Consider the following 10,155-nt stretch of genomic DNA (forward strand, 5'->3'; position numbering starts at 1 on the left):
ACACATAGAAGATATGAAATGAAAATCAACAAAAAACATCAACTTAAAAATCGCTATTCTCATAAAGTTTATATTCCAAGCCTAGCAGTTACTTTAATTAGAAAGATTCGACAGAGTTTGCCATCAAAAGCAATTGTGCGATCGCTCAAATTGAACCCTTTTAAATTTGCCTCGATCGGGCTAGCCACTTGCTTGTTATTAACATCCATCGTTACTCCACACGCCTTGGCACAGAACTCGCCCTTAAAAGCTCCCGTGCGCGAAGTCAAAGACACCTATTTCGGGCAAACTATTACAGATCCGTATCGCTGGATGGAAGATTTGCAAGCGGTCGAAACCCAAAAATGGATGAAAGCCCAAGCTGATTACGCTCGTACTTATCTTGACAAATTGCCAATGCGGGACGAGATTTTGAAGGAACTCAACGCTCTAAGCGATGTAGGCGTGCGCGTTACTGATGTCAGACGGCGTAGCGATTTGTATTTTTATACCCGTCGCGCTCCTAATGAAAATGACTTCAAGCTTTATGTACGCAAAGGCTTGAACGGTACAGAACGCTTGCTTGTTGACCCAGAAAAACTGTCAAGTATGGGCAAGCGTTACTCGCTCGGTGCTTGGAATATGTCTTGGGACGGTAGATACGTCTCTTATATCATTTCTGTCGGCGGTGCAGAGAACGGCGAACTGCGTGTTGTTGAAGTAGAAACCGGACGCGATTTAGGAGAAAGAATTGACCGCACGCGATTTGGTGGGGGTTCGTGGCTGCCCGATGGCAAATCGTTTCTCTACCAGAGAATGCAAAAAGTGTCCGCAGGCTCACCAGCAACTGACTTTTACCAAAAAAGGCGGATTTATCTGCATAAACTTGGCACAAATCCTGATACAGACAAGCCTGTTTTCGGCTTTGATGTGAATCCAAGCATTAAATTCGACCAGAAGCTGAGTCCGTCTGTTCTTACTGACCCAAGCTGGAAGTATGTTTTATTAAGAGTCAATTCAGGTGTTTCACCAAATAGTGAGTTTTATATTACGTCGCTTGATGCCCTCAAGCAAACGCCAGTTCCCTGGAGAAAGCTTGCTACTTTTGATGATGAAGTTTCTGATATTAGTATTCACGGTGAAGATCTGTATTTGCAAACTTACAAAAACACACCTCGTTACAAAATTATTCGCACAAGTCTATTGAAGCCCAATTTGCAACAAGCCGAAACCATTTTTCCAGCAAGCGAAGCAGTCGTCGAAGATTTTAAAGTTCAAAAAGATGCACTCTACGTGCAGACGTTAGATGGCGGTAATCGCAAAATTTGGCGCGTTGACTACAAAAACAAGCAAACAGAACCGCTCAAACTGCCTTATGAAGGCTCGGCATCTTTCGGTTTCAACCCTGCCGACATGGAAGGTATATTTTTTAATCTAGTTTCGTGGACGAAATCAAGAGCCTTGTTCGTCTACGAGCCAAATAACGGCATCGCCAAGGACACCAACCTTGTACCGCCAATTCCTATTGATATGTCTGATATCGAATTTGTCAACGCCAAAGCTAAGTCTTACGACGGCACAATGATTCCGCTTGTAATCATGTACAAGCGCGGACTGAAACGCGATGGTACAAATCCCGTCTTGATGGATGGCTACGGTGCGTATGGGGTGGAAAATATTTCACCTATTTTCGCCCCTTATACGTTACCTTGGCTCAATCGCGGTGGCGCGATCATTTGGACAGGTGTTCGCGGCGGGGGAGAGTACGGCGAACAGTGGCATCAGGCAGGTTTTCAGAAAACCAAGCCAAATACTTGGAAAGACTTTATCGCCTGTGCTGAGTATTTGATTAAGGAAAAATATACTTCTCCCCAGCACTTGGGTATCCAAGGCGCAAGTGCTGGCGGAATCTTAATTAGTAATGCGATCGCTGAACGTCCCGAACTTTTTGGCGCGGCAATTATCAATGTCGGGTTGAACAATGCCTTGCGAGCCGAAACTACAGCTAACGGTGTACCAAATATTGCTGAATTTGGCTCTTTTAAAACCCAATTGGGTTTCAAAGCTCTTTTGGCAATGGACGGTTATCACAAAATCGAAAAGGGTGTGAAGTATCCAGCAACTCTCTTGACACACGGCATTAACGACCCGCGTGTAGAGCCTTGGATGTCTGCAAAGATGGCGGCGCAACTGCAAACGGCTTCTACGAGCGGTAAACCTGTGTTGCTTAGGATTGACTACGATGCAGGTCACGGGCAAGGTTCAACTAAGCAGCAACATAATGAAAAACGAGCAGATACCTATGCTTTTCTGTTCCAGCAACTAGGAAAGCACGAATCTAAGTTACTTAAATAATAGAAAGCCTTTTTAGTTTCCCCTATTTCTACTCAAGTAAATTACGATCGGCGCAGATTTATTTGCGTTGATCGTGAATGTGATCGCCCTTGTCATCCGACCAACAAGTGAAGATCTCGCTATCTATAACTACTTGATCTTCTCAAAATCTTAACTAATTATGAAATCACCATCTGCGTTTCTCCTATCGTTAATACTATCTTTATTTCCTTTCCAGGCGATCTCAATCTCCTCTACCATTGCCCAAAACCCTGTTAATCTGAATCTTCAAGAATTTGATATTCGCAATCAATTACAGCAGGCAACACAAGCAAAAGACTGGCAAAAAGCAATTGAATTAGTAGATAAATTAATATCTATCGAATCAGAACCTCAAAAATTGAGAGCCTTGCGAGAGTATCGAGCCAGTTTGCAAAGCAAATTAGCAAGCTCTGTCCAACAAGAGGAGCCAGAACCTGTACCAGAAGTAGACAGTCAACCCCCTATTCCTAAACCCAAAGTAGATCCAAGTGCGCCTCCTTCTTCTTGGGCAAACATTAAATTACAAAAGATTTTGAAAGCTCGAACTCTAGTTTTAGCTGCAGCTATTAGTCCATCAGGAAAAACCTTGGTAACAGGTGGCGAAAGGACTTTAGAAATTTGGGACTTGTCAACTGATAAATCTCGGCTAATTACCGATTGGATTCCTCAAGAATATCCAATTAGTTATAATGCGATCGCCTTTCATCCTGATGGACAAACTTTTGCCACCAATAGCAGTGGTGTTGCCAAGAAAGAAAGTGGTTCCAGGGGTTGCACATCTACTGATACTACTAGTTCATTTAGTTGGAGTTGCAATCTTGGTTCTTCTTCAGAAACTATTTTTAATGGAGGTAGCGCTACTCAAATTTGGAATGTAGAAAGTGGAAAGCAGTTACTCACTTTTCCCATTCCTGGCGGAGGATTTGGGTTTGGAGGCAGTGGGTTTCTCTCCTCAACAAATTTAGTAAGTTTCAGCCGAGAGGGAACAGTGCTGTTAGCGATTGCAGGGGACTTGTTTCCTGCGAAAATTTGGGATACCAAAACAGGCAAGCAGCTATTTAATTCTAGATCCGACGGTTTCTATTTTTGCCAAAATGCAACTCTTATAAGTCCTGATGGAAAACAGGTGGCGCTTGTCGAATTCGGTAATGAATCAGTCGATCTTTACAACGTGCAAACTGGCAAAAAAATAAGCTCTCTAACTAGCTCAGATTTTTCCGCGCTCGCGGGCTGTCCTAGTTTTTCCCCAGATGGTAAAATGGTAGCCTTTGCTAAGGGTAGCCGAGTAACAGTTTGGTGGCTATCTACAGGTGAAGTATTGCACGATATCAACACCCCTAATGAAACTACTGGGATGTATGCTCGATCAGCAATCTTTAGTCCTGATTCTCAAGTTTTAGCTGTGGGAAATATTAAAAAAGCTATAGGTTTATATGATATGCGCTCTGGTAAGAGAATTACTACGCTTTCAGGCTCTTTTATTGGCTTCCATCCCAGTGCTACTTCTTTGATTACTGCTGAAGAATTGAATGTGAAAATTTGGAACTTACCATAAGTAGCAGTTGAGAGTGATTAAGGTTTACCGCTCTTCACCTTTTTTAATGTTTTCAAATTAGGTAACAAATAAAATGATATATCTAGGATCGAAACCTATTATCGTAGCTATAGGAGTTTTAACTATAGCTGCTCAAATTAATACTAGCGAGGCAGCTAATATAGTTACCTTGAGTCAAGATATAGAGCAACAAGCAAAAATAAGTTTAAATAATACCAAATTAAATGAGCCACAGGTAAACAAAGAAGTTTACTTGAACAAGCCTTTTACTGTAGTTCCAGGACGAGCGGTTAAACTATATACCAAGCGACTTAGAGGATTAGTTGAAGGAATACAGCTTAATATCAAAAACTTTAAGATTAATTCAAATGGTACAAAAATAGAGAAAATTTCAATAAATAGTTTTCAAGAACATCCTCACAAAAATCAGAAACATTGCTCATCAATTCTGATTTCTAAATCTACTGATTATACTTTAACTCCGAGTGCTAACGAATCTAAACATAGTCTACATATAATATCCGTAGGTAGTTGCAAACCTGGAATGATTTTAGAACTGCTTGATGTTACTGATAGCGGTGAAGCTACAGTAGTTTTAAAACATCATCGTCACTGAATTTACTACTTGAGAAAGCAGACACTTAAGCAAAAAAGCGATCGCCGATAATTAAAACTTACTTGGTGTAATTGCACGGCAGATTATAAATCGATTGCCCTGAGTTCACTAATTAAACTAGGCGATCGCTAATCTCGTCTATAGAGAACGATCGGCTTATAAACACAACTAACCCCTTTCACTTTATCCTACGCGGAGTTCAAATTACTTGCGTAAACCCGCAATTTTGTTTGCGGGAAGTCCTCTACCTTCAAAGATCAAAAGAAAGAAGAATAGAAGTAACACAAGCAAGATTTGTGCCAATCAATGTATATCGTAATTAAGCGATTAGGATGTAACAGCGCAATATCGCATCCTTACTATACGTGGAAGTTATGTTTCAAAACTGGAGATACAAATGAAGTTCATTAAGAAAAAGCAGGCTTTGGCGTTCTCTGTATTAGCTGTTGTAGGAGTAACTTGTAGCATCTCTGGGTTCTTTGCTTTAAATTCACCCCAAGCTCTTGCCTGTGATGGTTTTTTAGGTCAGTTCGATCCAACTTGTGACCGAAGTCCAAAACCTAGGGTAATTGATGGCGAGGTTTCTGTTCCTGGCGATCCTCCCCCAGGATTTATACTCAACTCACTATCTGGGCAATGTATTGATGTAGCTGGTGCCCCTGGTAATACTAATGGCGCACAGATACAACTTTGGAATTGCGAATTATCTGGGCGAAATATTGATAACGGCTCATCTACAGACCAGAAATGGGAACTAACCAGTGACGGATTTATCCGAAATACCTTATCTGGAAAATGTATTGATGTAGCTGGTGCTCCTGGTAATAGGAATGGCACACAGTTACAACTTTGGGATTGCGAATTCTCTGGGCGTAATGCTGACAATGGCTCAGAGACAGATCAAACCTGGACACTTACCCGTGACGGATTTCTTCTAAATATTTCGTCTGGAAAATGTATTGATGTAGTTGGTGCTCCTGGTAGGGGTAGGGGTACACGGCTACAGCTTTGGACTTGCGAATTCTCTGGGCGTAACGCTGACAATGGCTCAGAGACAGATCAAATCTGGAAATTGTAATAATGGTATAAAATGTAATTGTGTTGCCTCGCTCTAGTGTGTAATTTCTACAGATAGCAACCGTTTTATTATTGGATAGCTCTTGGATTTCAAGGTAACTGGGCTATTGTCAAAGCGATCCTTTTAGTGTGGAGTTTTCACGAGAGTAGCGAGCGCTTTATCACGCTTCGAGCATTGAACCCATCATTAATTAATCTTTAGATGCTAAGAGTAGCAAATTTTACTATGAACAAATACTTCTCCTTAATACTAATTCCTTCTGTAGTTTGCTTATCTGCAATTTGTGACCTACTTATGATAAAAAATCTACCTGTTTTGGCACAGCGAACGGATTACCTTTGTGTTTCTGTAAGTTCAAGACGTGGATGGCAAACATTTAATCTGTCTGATAGCGTAACAAGAGTTGCTAGTATTCGCGGGCGTTGGAGTGTAGATACTCGTAATTATGCACCAGTTGGAGCGTATGGACATCAAGGACGTGCAGCAGAAGCTCTCGCCCCATACAACCAATATAAACACGATCAAAGCTTTCCTTTCGGTGCTTTATTAATGGATAGCGATAACGAAGCTATTTGGATTCAAAACCCCGTTGTTTTCTCTAACAACATTAAGATTGTTAGTTTAAGAATTAACGATGCAGATAATGCCCTTGGTGATAATGGTGGCAGCCTTCAAGTATGTTTTGATTAGTTTTTGTCTCATCAACTTAGCGCTGATACTAATGTAAATCAAGTTTCACATTTTCTCATTATTTGCAAAGAGCAAATAATGAGAAAATTATATCTCAAGCTATACCCGACTGTAGCTACAGTTACTACGTGTTAATAAAATATATTGCTGTAATTTTATTAATAGCTCTAAATGCTACAGATGTACAGCAAATTATACCTCTAGTTAATGACTTCATCGAAAAGTAAAAATTTGACTTTACTTGATAATAGTTAATTAAGTAGTACAGATTTTAGGAAAATATGTACCCACATTTAGTAACAAACATAAGTCTAGCGCTCGCGATTGATAATTGCAACAAAATTTAGTAGCTAGAAATTTCCGCTTGTATAATAAAGCTTACAAAATTATGATAACCTATGAAAAATGGCTCAATTGTGTATTTGGCAGGTCTTACAATCAAAGCTTTGCATCTTCCAAAATAAATAACTTAGATGTTGATACAACTTTTAAGTTTGTTTATAAAACGTTAGTAAATTCAGGTTCTGAGCTTCTTCGTTTTTCAGATAAGCAAGTCGGTAACGGTCTTTATGCAATGCTCGCTGATAGTACAAACATCGCCGATTCCTTAAAGGAACCAAGTATTTCTGCTCAAGATCGTACAGCGGCTATTCGTGCCATCAAAATTCTCTACACTGATTGTTTTGAAAAGCGAGCGCGACCCGTTCTAAGCCACTTAGATGAACCAGGAGCTTCAGCAATTAATGGTATATGCTATATGTTGTGGGAGGTGACTCGCATTAATGTTTGGGGCAATAAAGGGGACTGCGAGTATTTTAGCTTAAGTTTAGAAGTCCTTGAATTCGCTCTTTACCTAAAAAATCCAGCTTGTATAGAGAGTGCCTTGCATGGGTTAGGGCATATGGGTAGCTTTGGAACCAACCAACGGGTTTACAGAATTATTGATAACTGGATTAAGCAAGGGCTTACAAGCCGCCCTCAGTTGCTAGAATATGCGGCGCGGGCGCAGCAAGGGTATATCTTATAGTTGACCTCTTATATCAAGAGTGCAGTTACCAGAGAGTAGTATCAAACAATAGTATAAAAGCGATCGCCCCGTAAACAGTAATAGTATTAATCCTCACCTTCCCCAATCGCTTGCAAATAAGCGCGATTCCGCCGCCTGCAAAGAGCGCCCCTTGGGTGTAACGACAGTAAACTTTATCGCTTTTGATACCCATTAGCTCCTTACCATACAAGGGATCTACACCTTTGCGAGTAATGCTCGTACCAAAGTCATGCCGAAAGCGGTGCAGTCGGATGGCATCTACAAATATCAGTAAAACGTTCAACCTCTTAGTATTGATTTACAAGTTGCTGGATAGATTGCTTGGACGAGCCGTAGCTGACAATGGCTACGTCGAGGTCGAAATGCTTGTAAAGGTTCAAGGCACGTTGGATTCCTGCAATAATCCAGTCTATTTTGTTGCCGAAGGCTCCACCGCCAAGCAGCGTAAGAAACACTCTATTATTTCCATTTCTAAGCGAATTCAAGATTGCAGTACAAATCGTCGCTTCATAGGATGCCTCTAGAACCAGTCGGGCAAATTCCGTCCAAAGATTTGCAGAATAATTGCAATAGGCAACTGGCAAAGCGGAGCAATATGCTTGTGAAATCGTATGTTTGCAGTTGCCCAGTGTCACTTGCGTATCCCACTGAATGCCGATTCGTAGCAACTGCCTTAATCGGTCGAGTTCGCTTTCGCTTGACGCGCGCAGTCGATTGGAAATTTCAAGTAGACCGCTATTTGAGGGCAAAGCATAACCGTTTTTCATTTCCCAAAGACGGTTCTGAGAATTTCCCAAGGCTGCTCCTATATCTGCAAGGCAATCGATTTGGTTTGTTGCTGATTGACCAATTTGCCCATTTACGATGGCAAAGTAGTTGCGATAAATCGTTCCCGCACCAGCCGCGATCGCACAAGCTGGACCTTGGGTTCGATCTCTCTCATAAATTCCTACCCCACTTTCTGGCGTTACACTTGGAGACACCATTTCCAGCAGATTGAACTGGGAAACTACCTGAAAAAGTGAGTCCGCATTCGATTCATCTGTGTGCAATGACTGGACATTAGCAACTACTTCGCGTACCGACAGTTTTCCCCTACCATGTCCACTAAAATGGACACGTTCTCTCAGTTCGACCAAAGACGGGATTTCTAACTGACCGTAAATTAACGCTCTCCCATTTATATGAGATTTCAATACTTTACCGTCAACAATGATATTCTTGCGGACCTGTTCTGGAGACTCTTCAGAAAAACCAGTTAGTGTTTCAAACCACTCGATCGTCGACAAATTTCAGAACCTACCATAAATCGTTATTTTCTTGCTAACTAGACAAAGATCTTACTTCAAAGTCAGTACCACTTCAGTGCGACCCTTGCAAAGCCTATATTACGAGATCGCATTGAAGCGAAGAATTTATTATGCGATCGCACGAGCAAAGCTATTTGATTTGGGAGCAATCTACTTGGGAAATACCGAAGGCAATCGAGGATTTTGACAAGCTAATAGTTGGGCGGTAGTATGCAATGAGGACGATTGCATTTGGGTATCTCGATTCTGTAAAACCAGTAAGCTATATAAAAATCGTCTGTCAAATCTTCCGCGTTTTGCCACCCACATTCAATTATTTTTTTTGCGCCATGACCTATTGGATCGATAGCGACAACCAGCATGGGCTTGTTGTCTTCTGGCAAGACCGCATAGAAATAAGGAAGTTCCTGACTGGCATACCATCCAGCTTCCTGATATGTGGCTCTGTAGGGCGAAAGAAAGGAAAAGCTAACGATTAATACTTCAGTACCATCAGGTAGAGTGCTTCGATTGTAAGGAAACTCCCAAGGTGCTGCAACACTTTTGCAATAATTGCGATTTGGACAAGTCTTGCCACGCTCGGCTGCAACTAACTCGCAGTTAATATCGATTGGGCAAGGGTGGCGGCGGGAAGTTCTTATTGCTCTAGGGGCTTTCTTTCGATCCATCTTATGAAATTCGCAAGCTTGCGATCGCGCTCCTCGCGCTTTTGAATCCTTCAACACTGGAAAATTCCCAATTGAAGACATCAGCTAAAGGCAAGAGTCTCTACCAAGGCGTTCTTGTCTGCTGAGGATTTCCCAATACATTTTGGTTGTCCTCAGCATTGCTCAGGCACAAATGCAACGGCTCACCTAATGGTTCTAGTTCTTTTTCGTTGTTAAAAGTTTCGTAATAACTCAAATCAATAGCAAACTTCGGCGTTAGCTCATCGTAGCCATCCTTCCAAACAGCATCATTCCACCAAGCGAAATAAGCTGTCTTGCAACTGGGACATACCCACTTTGTTCCGATTGCAACTGGCTCACTACCGTAACGCCGGAACTCAATCGGCTGACCCCTCAAATCAGCTAGCCGAACGACATTTCCACAACACGACGAACTGAGTAAATTTCGAGACATTTTCTATTCCTTAAGATCAAACAATTAGCGCCTTTTTATTTTTCAATCTGACTGTTTACCCAACTGCGAAAAGATTTTACGGTTTCAAGATAATCTATTGTTTGCGCTTGTTGCAAAAACCCAGCTATCTCTGAAATTGGCACACCTGCAAAAAATTGACTTGTTTGAGTGGTGGTATAAATTCCATTTTGCAGTTGTTTAACCGTTAACTCGTCGCCGTTATAAATCCAAACTTCCGCTACTCCTAGATCGGCATGAACCTATCCCACTAACTTTGGAAACCAAATATAGGAACAGGCTAGGAGGAGGAAAGCATCAAAACACACCTTCAAACGTTCCCATCGGACAACGAGTCTTCTGTACTTGCGTTGAAACCAAGAG

Annotated in this window: 10 protein-coding genes and 1 pseudogene; 6 read left to right on the forward strand and 5 right to left on the reverse strand. The window is 41.5% G+C overall.

The genetic code is table 11. The annotated features are described in order from the left end of the window. The first annotated feature begins 18 nt into the window (after positions 1-18). The 6 genes from UH38_RS22820 (at position 19) to UH38_RS22845 (ending at position 7,321) form a co-directional block, all read left to right on the forward strand. The gene (locus UH38_RS22820) at positions 19-2,334 is read left to right on the forward strand and encodes a prolyl oligopeptidase family serine peptidase (RefSeq protein ID WP_045057006.1); all 2,316 of its coding nucleotides are present in this window, start codon (positions 19-21) and stop codon (positions 2,332-2,334) included. Between the two features lie 160 nt (positions 2,335-2,494). Continuing rightward, positions 2,495-3,910 carry a WD40 repeat domain-containing protein gene (locus UH38_RS22825; protein WP_045057007.1) on the forward strand — a complete coding sequence of 472 codons (1,416 nt, stop codon included), beginning with the start codon at positions 2,495-2,497 and terminating at the stop codon, positions 3,908-3,910. A gap of 73 nt (positions 3,911-3,983) precedes the next feature. After that, positions 3,984-4,526, forward strand: coding sequence for a hypothetical protein (locus UH38_RS22830; RefSeq protein WP_045057008.1), 543 nt, complete (start codon positions 3,984-3,986; stop codon positions 4,524-4,526). 397 nt (positions 4,527-4,923) lie between these two features. Beyond that, positions 4,924-5,604: an RICIN domain-containing protein gene (locus tag UH38_RS22835; protein WP_052672534.1), complete on the forward strand. Its 681-nt coding sequence runs from the start codon at positions 4,924-4,926 to the stop codon at positions 5,602-5,604. Between the two features lie 225 nt (positions 5,605-5,829). After that, positions 5,830-6,294 carry a hypothetical protein gene (locus UH38_RS22840; protein WP_045057009.1) on the forward strand — a complete coding sequence of 155 codons (465 nt, stop codon included), beginning with the start codon at positions 5,830-5,832 and terminating at the stop codon, positions 6,292-6,294. Positions 6,295-6,625: 331 nt separating this feature from the next. After that, positions 6,626-7,321, forward strand: coding sequence for a hypothetical protein (locus UH38_RS22845; protein ID WP_045057010.1), 696 nt, complete (start codon positions 6,626-6,628; stop codon positions 7,319-7,321). 25 nt (positions 7,322-7,346) lie between these two features. Here the strand turns inward: UH38_RS22845 and UH38_RS22850 are convergent, their stop codons facing one another. The 5 genes and pseudogenes from UH38_RS22850 to UH38_RS28385 all read right to left on the reverse strand — a co-directional run. Further along, positions 7,347-7,625 (reverse strand): hypothetical protein, encoded by a 279-nt coding sequence (locus UH38_RS22850; RefSeq protein WP_045057011.1) that lies wholly within the window; start codon positions 7,623-7,625, stop codon positions 7,347-7,349. Between the two features lie 4 nt (positions 7,626-7,629). Continuing rightward, positions 7,630-8,622 (reverse strand): hypothetical protein, encoded by a 993-nt coding sequence (locus UH38_RS22855; protein ID WP_045057019.1) that lies wholly within the window; start codon positions 8,620-8,622, stop codon positions 7,630-7,632. 221 nt (positions 8,623-8,843) lie between these two features. Further along, positions 8,844-9,377 carry a hypothetical protein gene (locus tag UH38_RS22860; RefSeq protein ID WP_144405758.1) on the reverse strand — a complete coding sequence of 178 codons (534 nt, stop codon included), beginning with the start codon at positions 9,375-9,377 and terminating at the stop codon, positions 8,844-8,846. Between the two features lie 43 nt (positions 9,378-9,420). Further along, on the reverse strand, positions 9,421-9,774 hold the full coding sequence (locus tag UH38_RS22865) for a hypothetical protein (RefSeq protein ID WP_144405759.1): 354 nt from the start codon (positions 9,772-9,774) through the stop codon (positions 9,421-9,423). 35 nt (positions 9,775-9,809) lie between these two features. Then, positions 9,810-10,034: pseudogene (locus UH38_RS28385) on the reverse strand (Uma2 family endonuclease); the annotation flags it as partial. Positions 10,035-10,155: the final 121 nt, after the last annotated feature.

The sequence above is a fragment of the Aliterella atlantica CENA595 genome, assembly GCF_000952155.1.
Taxonomy (GTDB): domain Bacteria; phylum Cyanobacteriota; class Cyanobacteriia; order Cyanobacteriales; family Chroococcidiopsidaceae; genus Aliterella; species Aliterella atlantica.